13 protein-coding genes are annotated in these 15,403 nt (G+C 70.0%); 9 read left to right on the top strand and 4 right to left on the bottom strand.

The annotated features are described in order from the left end of the window. The first annotated feature begins 54 nt into the window (after positions 1-54). The 6 genes from ACI1MP_RS21740 (at position 55) to ACI1MP_RS21715 (ending at position 7,615) form a co-directional block, all read left to right on the top strand. Positions 55-207, top strand: coding sequence for a hypothetical protein (locus ACI1MP_RS21740; protein WP_198520590.1), 153 nt, complete (start codon positions 55-57; stop codon positions 205-207). 105 nt (positions 208-312) lie between these two features. Beyond that, positions 313-705 carry a BlaI/MecI/CopY family transcriptional regulator gene (locus ACI1MP_RS21735; protein WP_100588343.1) on the top strand — a complete coding sequence of 131 codons (393 nt, stop codon included), beginning with the start codon at positions 313-315 and terminating at the stop codon, positions 703-705. A gap of 11 nt (positions 706-716) precedes the next feature. Then, positions 717-1,244 carry an amino-acid N-acetyltransferase gene (locus ACI1MP_RS21730; RefSeq protein ID WP_380336005.1) on the top strand — a complete coding sequence of 176 codons (528 nt, stop codon included), beginning with the start codon at positions 717-719 and terminating at the stop codon, positions 1,242-1,244. Positions 1,245-1,348: 104 nt separating this feature from the next. Then, the gene (locus tag ACI1MP_RS21725; RefSeq protein ID WP_100588313.1) at positions 1,349-1,708 is read left to right on the top strand and encodes an Lsr2 family protein; all 360 of its coding nucleotides are present in this window, start codon (positions 1,349-1,351) and stop codon (positions 1,706-1,708) included. 680 nt (positions 1,709-2,388) lie between these two features. After that, on the top strand, positions 2,389-4,908 hold the full coding sequence (locus tag ACI1MP_RS21720) for an ATP-dependent Clp protease ATP-binding subunit (RefSeq protein ID WP_043914849.1): 2,520 nt from the start codon (positions 2,389-2,391) through the stop codon (positions 4,906-4,908). Positions 4,909-5,281: 373 nt separating this feature from the next. Next, on the top strand, positions 5,282-7,615 hold the full coding sequence (locus tag ACI1MP_RS21715) for an immune inhibitor A domain-containing protein (protein ID WP_380336050.1): 2,334 nt from the start codon (positions 5,282-5,284) through the stop codon (positions 7,613-7,615). 83 nt (positions 7,616-7,698) lie between these two features. On the opposite strand, the gene ACI1MP_RS21710 is transcribed toward ACI1MP_RS21715, so the two are convergent. Continuing rightward, positions 7,699-8,805 (bottom strand): threonine aldolase family protein, encoded by a 1,107-nt coding sequence (locus ACI1MP_RS21710; RefSeq protein ID WP_404869291.1) that lies wholly within the window; start codon positions 8,803-8,805, stop codon positions 7,699-7,701. A 338-nt stretch (positions 8,806-9,143) separates the two neighbouring features. Here ACI1MP_RS21710 and ACI1MP_RS21705 point away from each other — a divergent pair, with 338 nt between their 5' ends. Beyond that, positions 9,144-10,085 (top strand): M23 family metallopeptidase, encoded by a 942-nt coding sequence (locus tag ACI1MP_RS21705; protein ID WP_404869290.1) that lies wholly within the window; start codon positions 9,144-9,146, stop codon positions 10,083-10,085. A gap of 45 nt (positions 10,086-10,130) precedes the next feature. Here ACI1MP_RS21705 and ACI1MP_RS21700 read toward each other — a convergent pair whose 3' ends face one another. Next, positions 10,131-10,745, bottom strand: a complete 615-nt coding sequence (locus ACI1MP_RS21700) for a TetR/AcrR family transcriptional regulator (RefSeq protein ID WP_100588310.1) — start codon at positions 10,743-10,745, stop codon at positions 10,131-10,133. Between the two features lie 210 nt (positions 10,746-10,955). Between ACI1MP_RS21700 and ACI1MP_RS21695 the strand changes: the two genes are divergently transcribed. Then, positions 10,956-12,581 (top strand): MDR family MFS transporter, encoded by a 1,626-nt coding sequence (locus tag ACI1MP_RS21695; protein ID WP_404869289.1) that lies wholly within the window; start codon positions 10,956-10,958, stop codon positions 12,579-12,581. Between the two features lie 56 nt (positions 12,582-12,637). Here ACI1MP_RS21695 and ACI1MP_RS21690 read toward each other — a convergent pair whose 3' ends face one another. After that, entirely contained in the window at positions 12,638-13,543 is a 906-nt protein-coding gene (locus ACI1MP_RS21690; RefSeq protein WP_380335992.1) for an A/G-specific adenine glycosylase, read from the bottom strand. Positions 13,544-13,578: 35 nt separating this feature from the next. Beyond that, positions 13,579-14,310: a rhomboid family intramembrane serine protease gene (locus ACI1MP_RS21685; protein WP_404869288.1), complete on the bottom strand. Its 732-nt coding sequence runs from the start codon at positions 14,308-14,310 to the stop codon at positions 13,579-13,581. A gap of 133 nt (positions 14,311-14,443) precedes the next feature. Between ACI1MP_RS21685 and ACI1MP_RS21680 the strand changes: the two genes are divergently transcribed. Continuing rightward, the gene (locus ACI1MP_RS21680) at positions 14,444-15,295 is read left to right on the top strand and encodes a hypothetical protein (RefSeq protein WP_404869287.1); all 852 of its coding nucleotides are present in this window, start codon (positions 14,444-14,446) and stop codon (positions 15,293-15,295) included. Positions 15,296-15,403: the final 108 nt, after the last annotated feature.

Below are 15,403 nucleotides of genomic sequence, written 5' to 3'. Positions count from 1 at the left end.
AAGCGGAGAAGGCAGCCGGCGCCGAGGCCGACGAGGACACCGAGGAGTAACCCCATGGAGTACGTCAGCGCGATCGTGCCGCCCCTGGTCATGGCGATCGGTTTCGCCTTCCTGGTGCGGGCCATCATCCGCACCCAGGGCGGCGCCCAGAAGGCCAAGGAGGACGCCGCCGCCGAGGCGATGGCGACCCGTTCCACGGCCGAATAGTCCGACCGCAGACCGGCGCGTCGTTCCCCCTTTCGGGGAGCGGCGCGCCGGTCTTTTCAGTATTTGCCGGTCTTTGTCCGATTCCGACCTATCCTGGGCCGCACTATGGTGCGGCAACTCGGAGAACTCGAGAACGACATCATGACCCGGGTGTGGCAGTGGAACCGCCCGGTCACTGTTCGAGAGGTTCTGCAGGATCTGCGTTCAGAACGTGAAATCGCGTACACGACCGTGATGACGGTGCTCGACAAGCTCTATCGAAAGGGCTGGGTGCGCCGGGAGCGCGCCGGGCGCGCATACCGATATGAGCCGGTCTCCTCACGCGAGGCTTACACCGCCGCGCTGATGAACGACGCCTGGGCGACGAGTGACAATCCGGCCGCGGCGCTGGTGCACTTCTTCGGGATGATGTCGCCGGAACAGCGCGAGTGGCTGCGCGACGCGCTGCGAGTGGCCGGCGCCGATACCGAGGAGACCCGCGCGCCCGAGGCACGATAACGTTCCACGGCATGGAGGTCACCATCCGCCGTGCGCGGACCACCGACGTGCGCGCCGTTCGCCGACTCATCGACGCGTACTCGCGGGACGGCATTCTGCTCGACAAGCCGACCGTCACCCTGTTCGAATCCGTCCAGGAGTTCTGGGTCGCCGAACGCGACGAGGACAGCCGCGTGGTGGCCTGCGGCGCGCTGCACGTGATGTGGGAGGACCTGGCCGAGGTGCGCACCCTCGCGGTCGACCCGGTCTGCAAAGGCCTCGGCATCGGCCACCAGCTGCTGGACAAGCTGCTGGAGACGGCGCGCTGGCTTGGCGTCCGTCGGATTTTCTGCCTGACGTTCGAGGTGTCGTTCTTCTCGAAACACGGCTTCGTCGAGATCGGCGAAAACGACGATCGTACGGCAGACCCGGCAGCCGTGGCCACAGAAGTCTATGAAGAACTTCTGCGCTCGTACGACGAAGGCGTCGCCGAGTTCCTCGACCTGGAGCGGGTGAAGCCGAACACGTTGGGCAACTCGCGCATGCTACTGCACCTCTGATGCGCCGCTGCGGCCACGACGGGCGGCACAGGGGTTTGTGTTTTCCGGGAAAAGGCGCTTTCCTTTCACTAGGCAATGGATCGTTATCGCGGAAAGGGAAGCCCGTGGCACAGAGGGTTCAGGTCATTCTGGAAGACGATCTCGACGGCGGCTCCGCGGACGAGACGGTGACGTTCGCCCTGGACGGCGTGGCCTATGAGATCGACCTGAAGAGCGACAACGCGGAGAAGCTCCGCGGTCTGCTGGCCCCGTACGTCGAGAAGGGCCGCAAGCAGAGCGGTCGACTGACCGCCCCGCGGCGCGGCGGCGGCACCCGGGGCGCCGGTCGTTCCGCTTCTTCCGCCGGACAGGCCGACACGGCCAAGATCCGTATTTGGGCGAAGGAGAACGGCCACCCGGTCAACGACCGCGGCCGCGTCCCGAGCAACGTGCGCGAGGCGTACGAGAAGGCGCACGCCTCCTGAGCCCTCGCGGACTACCGCGGGCGGGCGGGCGGCAGGCCCGGACGCGCCCGCGCACAGGCGCCCCGTGAGGGCGTCCAGCAGGCAGAGCGGGTCGGGCGGGAGCAGGTCCCACAGGGGCCGCCCGGCACCGGCCCGCAGCCGGTCGGCGACCCGCCCCGCGCCGGCCGGCCGACGCCCTCCCCGGGCAGGCGGCGGCCGGCGGCGAAGTGGTCACGACCTGTGCAACGCTGGAGTGAGCGACGCTGCCACGACCGTCCACCACGCGGCGGTACGTCACGCGCGGCCGACTTGACGGCCCGTCACTCCGGGTGCCCGGCCGGCCGACTTCTCGCCAGGCGAACAAGCGCCCACCGGAAACCGCGCGAAACCCGCCGCGCAACCGGGTATGAATGCAGGTGGACGGGGTCGTAGGAGCCCGGCCGCAGCACTGCGCGGGGCCGGTCCACCGGTTCCACCGGTTCGTGTTCGCCGTTGGCGTAGCGGTATCCGGTGCATCGGGCCCGCCGCTGGGAACACCGTCTCCCAGCATCAGGTTGGGAAAGGTGTCGGCTGGTCGCGCAGCATGTTTCTCCCGCTCCGGTGGGAGTTCCGTAGCCGCGCCGCTGAGCGGGACTAGCATGCGGAAGGACAGGGCGGGGACGGCCCCCGAACTGACCGACCGCTCTGAGGAGCGATTAACGATGTTCGAGAGGTTCACCGACCGCGCGCGGCGGGTTGTCGTCCTGGCACAGGAAGAAGCCCGGATGCTCAACCACAACTACATCGGCACCGAGCACATCCTCCTGGGCCTGATCCACGAGGGCGAGGGTGTCGCCGCCAAGGCGCTGGAGAGCCTCGGCATCTCGCTCGAGGCGGTCCGCCAGCAGGTCGAGGAGATCATCGGCCAGGGCCAGCAGGCCCCGTCCGGTCACATCCCCTTCACCCCCCGGGCGAAGAAGGTGCTGGAGCTGTCGCTCCGCGAGGCCCTTCAGCTCGGCCACAACTACATCGGCACCGAGCACATCCTGCTCGGCCTGATCCGCGAGGGCGAGGGCGTCGCCGCCCAGGTCCTGGTGAAGCTCGGGGCCGACCTGAACCGGGTGCGCCAGCAGGTCATCCAGCTGCTGTCCGGCTACCAGACCAGCGGCGGCAAGGAGTCGGCCACGGCCGGCGGCCCCGCCGAGGGCACCCCGTCCACCTCCCTGGTGCTCGACCAGTTCGGCCGCAACCTGACGCAGGCCGCCCGCGAGGCCAAGCTCGACCCGGTGATCGGGCGCGAGAAGGAGATCGAGCGGGTCATGCAGGTGCTGTCCCGCCGCACCAAGAACAACCCGGTGCTGATCGGCGAGCCCGGCGTCGGCAAGACCGCGGTCGTCGAGGGCCTGGCCCAGGCGATCGTCAAGGGCGAGGTCCCGGAGACGCTGAAGGACAAGCAGCTCTACACGCTGGACCTCGGCGCCCTGGTCGCCGGTTCGCGCTACCGCGGTGACTTCGAGGAGCGCCTGAAGAAGGTCCTCAAGGAGATCCGCACCCGCGGCGACATCATCCTGTTCATCGACGAGCTGCACACCCTGGTCGGCGCGGGCGCCGCCGAGGGCGCGATCGACGCCGCCTCGATCCTGAAGCCGATGCTGGCCCGCGGTGAGCTGCAGACCATCGGCGCCACCACGCTGGACGAGTACCGCAAGCACCTGGAGAAGGACGCCGCGCTGGAGCGCCGCTTCCAGCCGATCCAGGTCGCCGAGCCGTCGCTCCCGCACACCATCGAGATCCTCAAGGGCCTGCGCGACCGGTACGAGGCGCACCACCGCGTCTCGATCACCGACGCCGCCCTGGTCGCCGCCGCCACCCTGGCCGACCGGTACATCTCGGACCGCTTCCTGCCGGACAAGGCGATCGACCTGATCGACGAGGCCGGTTCCCGGATGCGCATCCGCCGGATGACCGCGCCGCCGGACCTGCGCGAGTTCGACGAGAAGATCGCCGAGGTGCGTCGGGAGAAGGAGTCCGCGATCGACGCGCAGGACTTCGAGAAGGCCGCGTCGCTGCGCGACAACGAGAAGCAGCTGCTCCAGGCGAAGGCCAAGCGGGAGAAGGAGTGGAAGGCCGGCGACATGGACGTCGTGGCCGAGGTGGACGAGGAGCTCATCGCCGAGGTCCTGGCCACCGCCACCGGCATCCCGGTCTTCAAGCTGACCGAGGAGGAGTCCTCGCGTCTGCTGCGCATGGAGGACGAACTCCACAAGCGGGTCATCGGCCAGGAGGACGCCATCAAGGCGCTCTCCCAGGCGATCCGCCGTACCCGCGCCGGTCTGAAGGACCCGAAGCGCCCCGGTGGTTCGTTCATCTTCGCCGGCCCCTCGGGTGTCGGTAAGACCGAGCTGTCCAAGACCCTGGCGGAGTTCCTGTTCGGGGACGAGGACGCGCTGATCGCGCTCGACATGTCCGAGTTCTCGGAGAAGCACACCGTGTCGCGGCTGTTCGGCTCCCCGCCCGGATACGTGGGTTACGAGGAGGGCGGCCAGCTCACCGAGAAGGTGCGCCGCAAGCCGTTCTCGGTGGTGCTGTTCGACGAGGTCGAGAAGGCCCACCCGGACATCTTCAACTCGCTGCTGCAGATCCTGGAGGACGGTCGCCTGACCGACTCCCAGGGCCGGGTCGTGGACTTCAAGAACACGGTCATCATCATGACCACCAACCTCGGCACCCGGGACATCTCCAAGGGCTTCAACCTGGGCTTCGCGGCCACGGGTGACGTCCAGACCGGCTACGAGCGGATGAAGGCGAAGGTCGGCGAGGAGCTCAAGCAGCACTTCCGCCCCGAGTTCCTGAACCGTGTCGACGACATCGTGGTGTTCCACCAGCTGTCGGAGGCGAACATCATCGAGATCGTCGACCTGATGATCGCGAAGGTGGACCAGCGGATGAAGGACCGCGACATGGGCATCGAGCTCAGCGCGGAGGCCAAGAGCCTGCTGGCGAAGCGCGGCTACGACCCGATCCTGGGCGCCCGTCCGCTGCGCCGCACGATCCAGCGGGAGATCGAGGACCACCTGTCCGAGAAGATCCTGTTCGGTGAGCTGCGGGCCGGCCACATCGTGGTCGTCGGCGTGGAGGGCGAGGGCAAGGCCGCCAAGTTCACCTTCCGCGGCGAGGAGAAGTCCCCGGTGGCGGACACCCCGGCAGCGGTCACGGCGACCGGTCCGGATCTGACGAAGTAATAGCGCCACAAAGCGCGTTCCAAGCCGCCGCCCCCGACCTGATCAGGTCGGGGGCGGCGGCTTTTCGGCGTTCGAGTTTTCAGTTGAAAAACTGTTTAGGTTTCCGTGCGCTGTGAATCCCAAGGGGCGGACGGCCGAACGGGTGGGCTCCGGCGCGGTGCGAGTGCGACCGACCCCGCCATGCCTTGCACCGTAGGTAGATTGACGGATCGTCAGATCATTTGAGTTGGCGGAGCATAGCGGCGTGGCCATGCCAGGGTCAAGGTCTTTCTTTTTTACCCGACCTTGGGTCAAATGTCGTCCACCTGTCTTGCATTGGTTCACCGGCTCGGCCACCGCCGCACCGGTAAGGGGAGGACGTCCCACGTTGAAGATGACCAAGAAGGTCGCCGCGGCCTCCGCCGCCATCGCGGTCAGCGCCGCGCTTGGCGTCGGCATGCTGCCCGGCATCGCCACCGCCGCACCGGCGACCCCGGCCGTGACGGACCCGGCCGACGCCATTCAGAACGACAGCGTGCCGCGCGAACTGCAGAGCCCGCTGGCCGACAAGGTCGAGGCCGAGCAGAAGGCTGCGATAGAGCAGCTGGTCAACGGCACCGCCCAGGTCGAGAAGCACGGCAACGGCTCCTCGGTCAAGCTCGGCCGTGACAAGTACGTCGAGCTGTCGCGCGAGCGCACCGACCGGATCTTCACCATCCTGGTCGACTTCGGCGACCAGGTGGACAGCACCACCAAGACCCCCGACGGCAAGGTGAAGTACGGCGGCACTCCCGGCCCCGCGCGCAACCAGATCGCCGCCCCGGACCGCACCAAGGACAACTCCACTGCCTGGCAGGCGGACTACAACCAGGCCCACTACCAGGACCTGTACTTCGCGCCGAACAAGCCGTCGCTGAAGACCTACTACGAGAAGCAGTCCTCGGGCCGCTACTCGGTCGACGGCCTGGTCACCGACTGGGTCCGCGTTCCGTGGAACGAGGCCCGCTACGGCTCGGACTACTGCGGCCAGCACGTCTGCGCCAACGCGCAGGACCTGATCCGCGACGGCATCAACGCCTGGGTCGCCGACCAGAAGGCCAAGGGCCGCACCGACGCGGACATCAAGGCCAACCTGGCGCAGTACGACCAGTGGGACCGTTACGACTTCAACGGCAACGGCAACTTCAACGAGCCGGACGGCTACCTGGACCACTTCCAGATCGTCCACGCCGGTGAGGACCAGTCGGCCGGCGGCGGCGTCCAGGGCACCGACGCCCTGTGGGCGCACCGCTCGTACGTGTACGCCAACCAGGCCGGCAAGACCGGCCCGGAGAACAACAAGCTCGGCGGCACCCCGATCGGCGCCACCGGCCTGTGGGTCGGCGACTACACCATGCAGCCGGAGAACGGCGGCCTGGGCGTGTTCGCCCACGAGTACGGCCACGACCTGGGCCTGCCGGACCTGTACGACACCTCGGGCACCGGCATCGACAACTCGGTCGGCTTCTGGTCCCTGATGTCCTCGGGCTCCTGGCTGGGCGAGGGCCGCAACGAGATCGGCGACATGCCGAACGACCTGGACATCTGGTCGAAGCTGAAGCTGGGCTGGCTGGACTACGACACCGCCAAGGCGGGTCGGACCACCACCACCCTGCTCGGCCCGGCCGAGTACAACAACAAGCGCAAGCAGGGTCTGGTCGTCGACCTGCCGGCGAAGACCGTCACCACCGAGATCAACACCCCGTTCGCGGGTGGCAACGAGTGGTGGAGCGGCAGCGCCGACAACCTGAACGTCACGCTGACCCGTGGCGTCGACCTCACCGGGAAGACCTCGGCCACGCTCACCGCCAAGGGCTGGTTCGACCTGGAGCAGGACTACGACTTCGCGTTCGCCGAGGTCTCCACCGACGGTGGCAAGAACTGGTCCTCGCTGGCCGGCACCTTCAACGGCACCGCGCTGCCGGAGAACTCCATCACCGGTAACTCGAACGGCTGGGGCGACCTGTCGTTCCCGCTGGACGCGTACGCCGGCAAGGCGATCCAGATCCGCTTCCACAACACCACCGACCCGGGCGTCCACCTGAAGGGCCTCGCCCTGGACGAGATCGCGGTGACCGCGAACGGTGCGACCGTCTTCACCGACGGTGCGGAGAACGGCGACAACGGCTGGACCGCGTCGGGCTTCTCCCGGATCTCCGGCAAGTTCAACAAGGACTACGACCAGCACTACCTGGTCGAGAACCGTCAGTACGTGTCCTTCGACACCACGCTGAAGACCGGCCCGTACAACTTCGGTTCCGCCGCCCGCCCGGACTGGGTCGAGCACTACGCCAACCAGAACGGCGTCCTGATCTGGCTGTGGGACTCCTCGCAGTCGGACAACAACGTGGCCAACCACCCGGGCCAGGGCCTGATCCTCCCGATCGACGCCCACCCGACCCCGCTGAAGTGGAACGACGGCTCCCTGATGCGTCCGCGCTTCCAGGCGTACGACTCCACCTTCCGCTTCGACCGCACCACCGGCCTGCAGCTGCACAAGGCCGACGCGCTCACCAAGATCCCCAGCGAGCGTGGCGTGACGGTCTTCAACGACCGCAAGAACACCTACTGGGACAAGTCGAACCCCTACAGCAGCGTCCAGGTGCCGAACACCGGTACCCAGATCGAGGTGCTGTGGCAGTCGAACAACCAGCTCGAGGCCCTGATCCAGGTCAAGCACGCCAAGTGACGCTTGCCTGAGCACGGCTGAACGGTAGGGCCCCGACGGTTTTCGAACCGTCGGGGCCCTGCTCCGTTTCCCGCCGCGGTCGCTCAGAGCAGGGCGAGGAAGGCCGTCATCGCCCCGGTGACGTCCTCGGCGCTCCACTCCAGTGCGTCGGCGGCCACCGTCACCTCGGTCATCGCCGCGCCGGGCTGCGGGCCGGGCTCCCACCAGCCGCCGAACAGCGACACGCCCTGCTCCTCGGCCTGCCGGTGGCCGGCCTCGATCAGCTGCTCGGCCGGGTGCGGCAGCCAGAGCTGGAACTGGTGGGTGTGCGGCGGCTCCGGGTTGATCCGGGCGCCCGGGGTCCCGGCGAGCGCGGCGGCGACCACCTTGGCGTGCGCCACGTAGTCGGGCAGCCGGGGCAGTTCGCGGTCCAGGCCGGCCAGCGCGGACAGCACGGCGGGCCACTGCTGCCAGATCCGGCCGCCGTAGCGGTGCCGCCAGACCTTGATCCGGTGGACGAACTCCTCCTCGCCGGCGACCAGCGCGCCGCTGTGGCCGCCCAGCGACTTGTAGCAGGAGACGTACACCGACCCGGCGCGGGCGCAGATCTCCGGCAGGCTCCGGCCCAGGTGCGGGGCGGACTCCCACAGCCGCGCGCCGTCCAGGTGGACCGGCAGGCCGCGGTCGGCGGCGAAGTCGTACAGCGCGGACAGCTCCTCCCAGCTGGGCAGCAGGAAGCCGGCGTCGCGCAGCGGGAGCTCCAGCATCAGCACGTCGAACGGCTCGTCCAGGGCGGCCAGCTGCGCGGCGGTGGGCTGCTGCGGGCCGGTGGCCTGGGGGACCGACCGCAGGCCGCTGAGCACCTGGTGGGCGCGGCGTTCGTGGACCTCGGGGTGGGCGAGCGGGTGCATCGCGACCACCGGGCCGTGGGTGTCGGCCCAGGTCTTGAGGGCGGCCTGCTGGGCCATCGTGCCGGTGGGGAACCAGGCGGCGTCGGGCTTGCCGAGCAGGTCGGCGGTGCGGCGTTCCAGGGTGCGCACGATGCCGTCGCCGTACCGGTCGGTGGGCTCGTCCAGCGGGTAGGGGCCGTCGGCCAGCGCGGCGAGTTCGGCGAGCGATTCGCGGACGGTCTGCGGGCGGCCGCCGGACAGCAGGCGCTCGGCCTGGCGGCGGGCGGTGAAGCGGCGGTCCTGCACCGGAATGTCGTTCATCAGCTGATCATCTCCGACGGCTGGGTGGATCGGACGGTGCAGCTGGTTCGGAGGCCGGTTCTACCCGGGCCGGTTCGGACTCAAACCGGCCGCTTCCCGGTGACGATGGTCACAGGCCTCCGGCGACCTACGACCGGAAGTAGGAGGTTTACGCCTCGATGTACCGGTCTGTCCGATGCTCCGGACCGTTGTTCCGTGAGCTTCACCCACTACCCGTCGTCGTACGTCACACCTTTGGGCCCACCCCGGGAGGTCGTTTACACCGGAGTCGTTCCCCCAGTTCGGCGAGCCCCCCGGCTCGGCCCCGCTCTGGCCCCGTCCGTGAGGTACCGACTCCGATGCGTTCTTTCCCCGCCACCGGCCGCCGGATTCTCCAGGCGATCAGCACCCGCCACGTCTACACCGTCACCGGCTCCGACTCCGCCGTCGCGGCCCCGGCCCGCCGGACCCCCGCCAAGGCACTCGCCACCGGCGCCGCCGTGGTCGCCTTCGGCGCCATGCTGATCCCCGGCGGGCACGCCGTCGCCGCACAGGCCCAGCCGGCCGCCCTGGGCGACTCCCCGTTCGCCTCCGCGGACGTCCAGCCGGGCGAGCTCCAGCTGTCCGAGCCCGAGACGCACCAGGCCGACACCACCAGCCCGCTGGCCGTGGTCGCCGCCAACCTGGAGCAGCTGACGAACCCGGTGGACCAGCACGCCGCGGACCAGCACCCGGCCGACGAGCACGCCGCCGACGAGCACCAGGCGCAGCCGCAGCAGAACGAGCAGCCGGCCGCCCCGGCCGAGCAGCCCGCCGAGCAGCCCGCCCCCGCGCCCGAGCCGGCCCCCGCGCCCGCGCCGGAGCCCGCCCCGGCCCCCGCGCCGGTCAACCCGGACTGGTCCTCCCCCGCCCCGGGTGCGCAGATCAGCAACCCGTACCACAAGACCAACCCGTCGTACGCGGCCGGCTACCACACCGGCACCGACTTCGCGGTCTCCGTGGGCACCCCGCTGATGGCGGTCGGCAACTCGACCGTGGTGTCGTCCGGCTGGGCCGGCGCCTACGGCAACCAGGTCGTGCTGAAGCTGTCCGACGGCCGGTACGCCCAGTACGCGCACCTGTCGCAGCTGGAGGTGAAGGCCGGCCAGCACGTGAACGCGGGCGACCGGATCGGCAAGTCCGGCAACACCGGCAACTCGACCGGCCCGCACCTGCACTTCGAGATCCGCACCGCCAACCAGTACGCGAAGGTGATCGACCCGATCGGCTACCTGAAGGGCCACGGCGCGAACAACTTCTGATCCGCCGCCCTGTCCCCCTCGCAGGGGACCCCCGAGCCGTCCGCGTCAGTGCGCGGGCGGCTCGATGTGTGCGGCGACCTCCAGGGCGACCTCCAGGGCCGCCTCCATCGCCTCGTCCAGGCTGACGCCCGTCGCGCAGGCGACCGGTTCCCGGCCGGGCTCGCACAGGTCGGCCTTGAGCAGGAACATCGCCGAGTGCATGGAGGTCAGCGCGACGGTGGCGCGCAGCTTGTCGCGGAAGCTCGGCTCCGGCCCGTGCAGCAGGGTGATCATCTTGATCATCCGCTCCTTGAACGCCAGCCCGGCCGCGGACTCCCGCAGCGCGGGCTGGTTCTCGTGGAAGAAGCGCAGCAGCGGCGCCCGCTCGCCCATGCCGGCGGCGAACCGGCGGAGCAGTTCGTCGCGCAGTTCGGGCGACCAGTCCTTGCCCTCGCCGAACGCGATGGCGTCGTCCAGCGGGGCGGCCATCTTCTCGACGATGCCGCGGACGATGTCGTCCTTGGTCTTGAAGTGGTAGTACAGGGCGGCCTTGGTGACGCCGAGGCGGTCGGCGATCTCGCGCAGCGAGGTCTTCTCGTAGCCGTGCTCGGCGAACAACTCCAGTGCCACGTCGATGATCCGCGCTCGGGTGTCGCTACGGGGGCTCTGGGGAGTGGTCATCGCTGGCGGCCTGCCTCGTTGAAGCGGTGCGGACGGGTGTCAAGGCCCGGTTCTGTTCGCATTCTCCCTGCCCAGAGGGGCTGCTTCGAAACTGGCTTGACGACCGGCTAGGTAACAACTTACCGTGCCGAACGGCAATTAACTAGCCGGTCGTCAAGTAAGTACCGTCGCGGGCAGCACCGCGGCACTGCGCCCCGGGAGAGACGCACCATGACAACCCAGCAGTCCGAGGCGGCTCCGGAGGAGCCGCCGGTCGAGCTCGGCAAGGCCGACGACGGCGGATTCGAGCAGCGGCCGCACCGCGAGGTGCGCCTGGTGATGATCGGCCTGGTGATCACCATGCTGCTCGCCATGCTCGACAACCTGATCGTCGGCACCGCGATGCCCACCATCGTCGGCGAGCTGAACGGCGCCGAGCACATGTCCTGGGTGGTCACGGCCTACACCCTGGCCACCGCCGCCTCCACCCCGATCTGGGGCAAGGTCGGCGACCTCTACGGCCGCAAGGGCTCGTTCCTGGTCTCGATCGCGATCTTCCTGCTCGGCTCGGCGCTGTCCGGCATGTCGCAGTCGATGGACCAGCTGATCGCCTTCCGCGCCGTCCAGGGCCTGGGCGCCGGCGGTCTGATGGTCGGCGTGATGTCGATCATGGGCGCGCTGGTGCTGCCCCGCGACCGCGGCAAGTACCAGGGCATGTTCGCCGCCGTCATGGCGCTGGCCACCATCGGCGGCCCGCTGATCGGCGGCTTCATCACCGACCACCTGAACTGGCGCTGGACGTTCTACGTCAACCTGCCGCTGGGCGCGATCGCGCTGGCCTTCATCGTCGTGGTGCTGAAGCTGCCCAAGATCCGCTCCAACGCCAAGATCGACTACCTCGGTGCGGCGCTGCTCACCATCGGCATCGTCTCGATGGTCCTGATCACCACCTGGGGCGGCCACGAGTACGCCTGGGGCTCCAAGCAGATCCTCGGCCTGGGCGCGCTGTCCGTCGCCTCGGTGATCGGCTTCTGCTACGTCGAGCAGCGGGTCGCCGAGCCGATCATCCCGCTGGGGCTGTTCCGCAACCGGAACTTCACCATGGTCTCGATCATCGGCTTCATCGTCGGTTTCGCGATGTTCGGCGCGGTCACCTTCCTGCCCACCTACCAGCAGATCGTCCAGGGCGCCTCGGCGACCAACTCCGGCCTGCTGCTGATGCCGATGATGTTCGGCATGCTGGTGATCTCGCTGGTGGTCGGCCAGGCCATCACCAAGACCGGCAAGTACCGGATCTACCCGATCATCGGCACCGTGGTGATGGGCGGCGGCTCGCTGCTGCTGTCCACCCTGTCCGTGGACACCTCCAGCTTCGCCTCGTCCTGCTACATGGTGGTGCTCGGCGCCGGCATGGGCTTCCTGATGCAGGTCACCATGCTGGTCGCGCAGAACAGCGTGGAGATGAAGGACATGGGCGTCGCCTCGTCCTCCGCCACCCTGTTCCGCACCATCGGCGGCTCCTTCGGCGTGGCCCTGTTCGGCACCCTGTACATCAACCAGGTCAACAAGAGCGTCGAGAAGCTCCCGCCGGAGGTCCTGCAGCACATGCAGCAGAGCGGTGGCGGCGGCGAGGGCATGTCGGCGATGAACCCGGCCACCCTGAGCAAGCTGCCGCCCGACGTGCTGAACGCCTACCAGCACGGCATCTCCAACGGCATGCACACCGTCTTCCTGTGGGGCGCGGTGATCAGCCTGGTCGCCGTCGTCGCCTCGCTGTTCCTGCGCGAGGTCAAGCTGCGCGGTGGCGCGGACGCCGCCGAGGCCAAGGCCGAGGCCGCGCTGGAAGGCGCGATCTGACGATCGCCCCCGCATGACGTGCGGCCCGGGACCGGACGGTCCCGGGCCGCTGCGCGTTACTGGGGCAGCCGGTAGGTGCCCGGTCCGACGGGTTCCACCAGGCCGTCGGCGACCAGGCCGTCCAGGGCCCGGGCGCGCTGGATCGCGTCCGGCCACACCACGTCCAGCCGGCCCTGGGTGACCAGGCCGTGGGCGTCCCGCAGCACCGCCAGCAGCTTGCCGCGGACCTGCCGGTCGGTGCCCTCGTAGGTCTGGCCGCGCCGGGCCGGGCCCTGGTACGGCGGGCAGCCGGCCCGCTGCCAGGCGCACTCGGCGAACAGCGGGCAGGCGCCGCACTCGGGGCCGCGCGCGGTGCACACCAGGGCGCCCAGCTCCATCACGGCGACCGCCCAGGTCGCGGCCCGCTCGTCGCCGGCCGGCAGCAGCTCGTGCGCGGTGCGGCGCTCGGCCGCGGTGGTGGCGTTCGCCGGGTACTCGACGCCGGTGACGGCGCGGGCGAACACCCGGCGCACGTTGGTGTCCAGCACCGCGTGACGCTGCCGGAACGCGAACGAGGCGACCGCGGCCGCCGTGTACTCGCCGACCCCGGGCAGCGCCAGCAGCGCCGCGTGGTCGTCCGGGACGACGCCGTCGTGCTGCTCGGTGATCGCGGTGGCCGCCGCGTGCAGCCGCAGCGCGCGGCGCGGGTAGCCGAGCCGGCCCCACATCCGCACCGCCTCGCCGGGGGCGTCCGCGGCCAGGGCGGCGGGGGTGGGCCAGCGCTCCAGCCAGGCCGCGTAGGCGGGCAGCACCCGCTTCACGGGCGTCTGCTGGAGCATGAACTCGCTGACCATCACCGCCCAGGGCGAGGCGTCCGGGGTCCGCCAGGGCAGATCGCGGGCGTTGGCCTCGTACCAGCCGATGACAGTGGTGTGCAGCGCCTGGACGGCGGCGGGGGCGGGAATCGAAGCAGTGGCAACCATGGCACCCCGATCCTGCCACGAGGTGCCGTGCGGGCTTAAAGCCCCAGGTCGTCGAGCTCCTTCAGCAGGTCCGCGCGCGGGCCGGCCGACGCCCCGCCACCGTTGCCGAGCACGGCCGGGGCCGCGGACGGCTCGGGGTCCGCGGCGGCGGTCGCCGTCCGCTTCGGGCCGCGGGTGCGGAAGATCCAGGCGCCGGCCAGGCCGCCGACCAGGCCGCCGAGGTGACCCAGCCAGGACACTCCGGGGGTGCCGGGGATCGCCGTGGTCAGCAGGTACGCGAAGGACGCGCCCATCACCAGGCCGATCAGCGAGTCGATCAGGTTGCGGTCGAACAGGCCGCGCAGCACCACGTAGCCGAAGTAGCCGAAGATCACGCCGCTGGCGCCGACCGTCACCACGTTGTCGCGCTCGAACAGCCAGACCGCCATGCCGCTGGTCACCACCAGCAGCGCCGTCAGGCCGAGGAACTTGCGCACGCCGCGGTAGGCGGCGAGGAAGCCGAACACGAACAGCGGGCCCGAATTGCCTTCCAGGTGCTGCCAGTTCAGGTGCAGGAACGGCGCAGTCAGCAGGTCCGGCAGGCTGCTCGCCTGGCGCGAGACGATGCCGTGCCGCAGGGCGAGCTGCTCGTCCGTCGCCCAGTTCGCCAGTTGCACGGCCCAGATCAGGCAGAGGAAGCCGAACATGGTGAAGAACGCCCGGCGCGCCTCGGCGATCAGCTGCGCGGGGTCGAGGGTCGCGGGAGCGGAGTCGTGCGGGGAGGCCATGAGGGCGACTATAGGGCGGCGCACCGTCGTGTCGAGTCCCTCTGACGGAGCAAATGGCGGATCATGTGAAAGAAGTGCCCCTGCTGCGGTGTTGATGCGTCAACAGATGCACAAGGTCTCGTAGAGTTTGCCCGTGCCTTCTCTGCGCCAGCCCGTCGGACCGCTGCCCGCCTCGATCTACTGGCGGCGGCGCGTCGTGGTCCTCGCCGTCCTCGCCGTCGCCCTGCTGCTGGTCGGCTGGCTCGCCTTCGGCACCGGCGGGGACGGGAAGCAGAAGAAGGCGGCCGACACCACCAATCCGCTGCCCGCGCCCGCGCAGTCCATCACGCCCGGCGCCTCCCCCAGCGGCTCCGCCATCACCAGCCGCCCCGGCGGCGGCTCGGGCTCGGGTTCCGGCGGCACGGCCGGCGACCTGAACGTGACCGGCGGCAGCGGCGGCGGCTCGGGCACCGGCGGCGGTGCGGGTACCGGTGGCACCGGTTCGAACGGCGGTGGCACCGGTTCGAACGGCGGCGGCGGGCGCGCCGCCACCCCCGGCCCCTCGCCGGCCGTCAACACGCCCGAGGTGATGGCCCTCCCGGTCTGCGCCACCTCGCAGCTGTCGCTGGAGCTGGCCCCGGCGCAGAACTCCTTCGCCGCCAAGGACAAGCCGCGCCTCGCGCTGACCGTCCGCAACTCCTCGGGCTCCGGCTGCCGGGTCAACCTGTCGCACGAGCACTCGGCGCTGACCATCACCTCCAGCACCAACGAGCGGATCTGGTCGTCCGCCGACTGCATCCCGGAGCGGGTCGACGCCTGGGCGCAGATCGCCGGCAACAGCGGCGTCACCGAGACCTTCGGCTGGGACCGCAGCCGCTCCAAGCCGCAGTGCGCCACCGCCGACCCCACGCCGGCCCAGCCCGGCAACTACCTGGTCCAGGCCGACCTGACCGGCCCGGCCGGCGGCCCGCTGTCGGCCCGCACCTCGATCCGCCTGGAGGGCTGACGCCCGGGGCGGGCCGGACACGTCCCAGGGCCTGTCTTCACACCGCCGCCTGCCCCACGACGCGCCCCCAGGCACGCGCTCCCACCGCAGCCGAGTACCCCCCAAGTA

Origin of the sequence: Kitasatospora griseola (genome assembly GCF_044999035.1) — a bacterium.
Classification (GTDB): Bacteria; Actinomycetota; Actinomycetes; order Streptomycetales; family Streptomycetaceae; genus Kitasatospora; species Kitasatospora griseola.
Note: the sequence above shows the minus strand (reverse complement) of the source record. Positions and strands in the feature narration are given on the sequence as shown.

What these genes read in the sequence shown, in the direction of transcription:
- ACI1MP_RS21740 (WP_198520590.1), top strand. Translation starts at nt 55, where the DNA reads ATGGAGTACGTCAGCGCGATCGTGCCGCCCCTGGTCATGGCGATCGGT.
- ACI1MP_RS21730 (WP_380336005.1), top strand. Translation starts at nt 717, where the DNA reads ATGGAGGTCACCATCCGCCGTGCGCGGACCACCGACGTGCGCGCCGTT.
- ACI1MP_RS21685 (WP_404869288.1), bottom strand. Translation starts at nt 14,310, where the DNA reads ATGGCCTCCCCGCACGACTCCGCTCCCGCGACCCTCGACCCCGCGCAG.
- ACI1MP_RS21720 (WP_043914849.1), top strand. Translation starts at nt 2,389, where the DNA reads ATGTTCGAGAGGTTCACCGACCGCGCGCGGCGGGTTGTCGTCCTGGCA.
- ACI1MP_RS21705 (WP_404869290.1), top strand. Translation starts at nt 9,144, where the DNA reads ATGCGTTCTTTCCCCGCCACCGGCCGCCGGATTCTCCAGGCGATCAGC.
- ACI1MP_RS21695 (WP_404869289.1), top strand. Translation starts at nt 10,956, where the DNA reads ATGACAACCCAGCAGTCCGAGGCGGCTCCGGAGGAGCCGCCGGTCGAG.
- ACI1MP_RS21690 (WP_380335992.1), bottom strand. Translation starts at nt 13,543, where the DNA reads ATGGTTGCCACTGCTTCGATTCCCGCCCCCGCCGCCGTCCAGGCGCTG.
- ACI1MP_RS21715 (WP_380336050.1), top strand. Translation starts at nt 5,282, where the DNA reads ATGACCAAGAAGGTCGCCGCGGCCTCCGCCGCCATCGCGGTCAGCGCC.
- ACI1MP_RS21710 (WP_404869291.1), bottom strand. Translation starts at nt 8,805, where the DNA reads ATGAACGACATTCCGGTGCAGGACCGCCGCTTCACCGCCCGCCGCCAG.
- ACI1MP_RS21735 (WP_100588343.1), top strand. Translation starts at nt 313, where the DNA reads ATGGTGCGGCAACTCGGAGAACTCGAGAACGACATCATGACCCGGGTG.
- ACI1MP_RS21700 (WP_100588310.1), bottom strand. Translation starts at nt 10,745, where the DNA reads ATGACCACTCCCCAGAGCCCCCGTAGCGACACCCGAGCGCGGATCATC.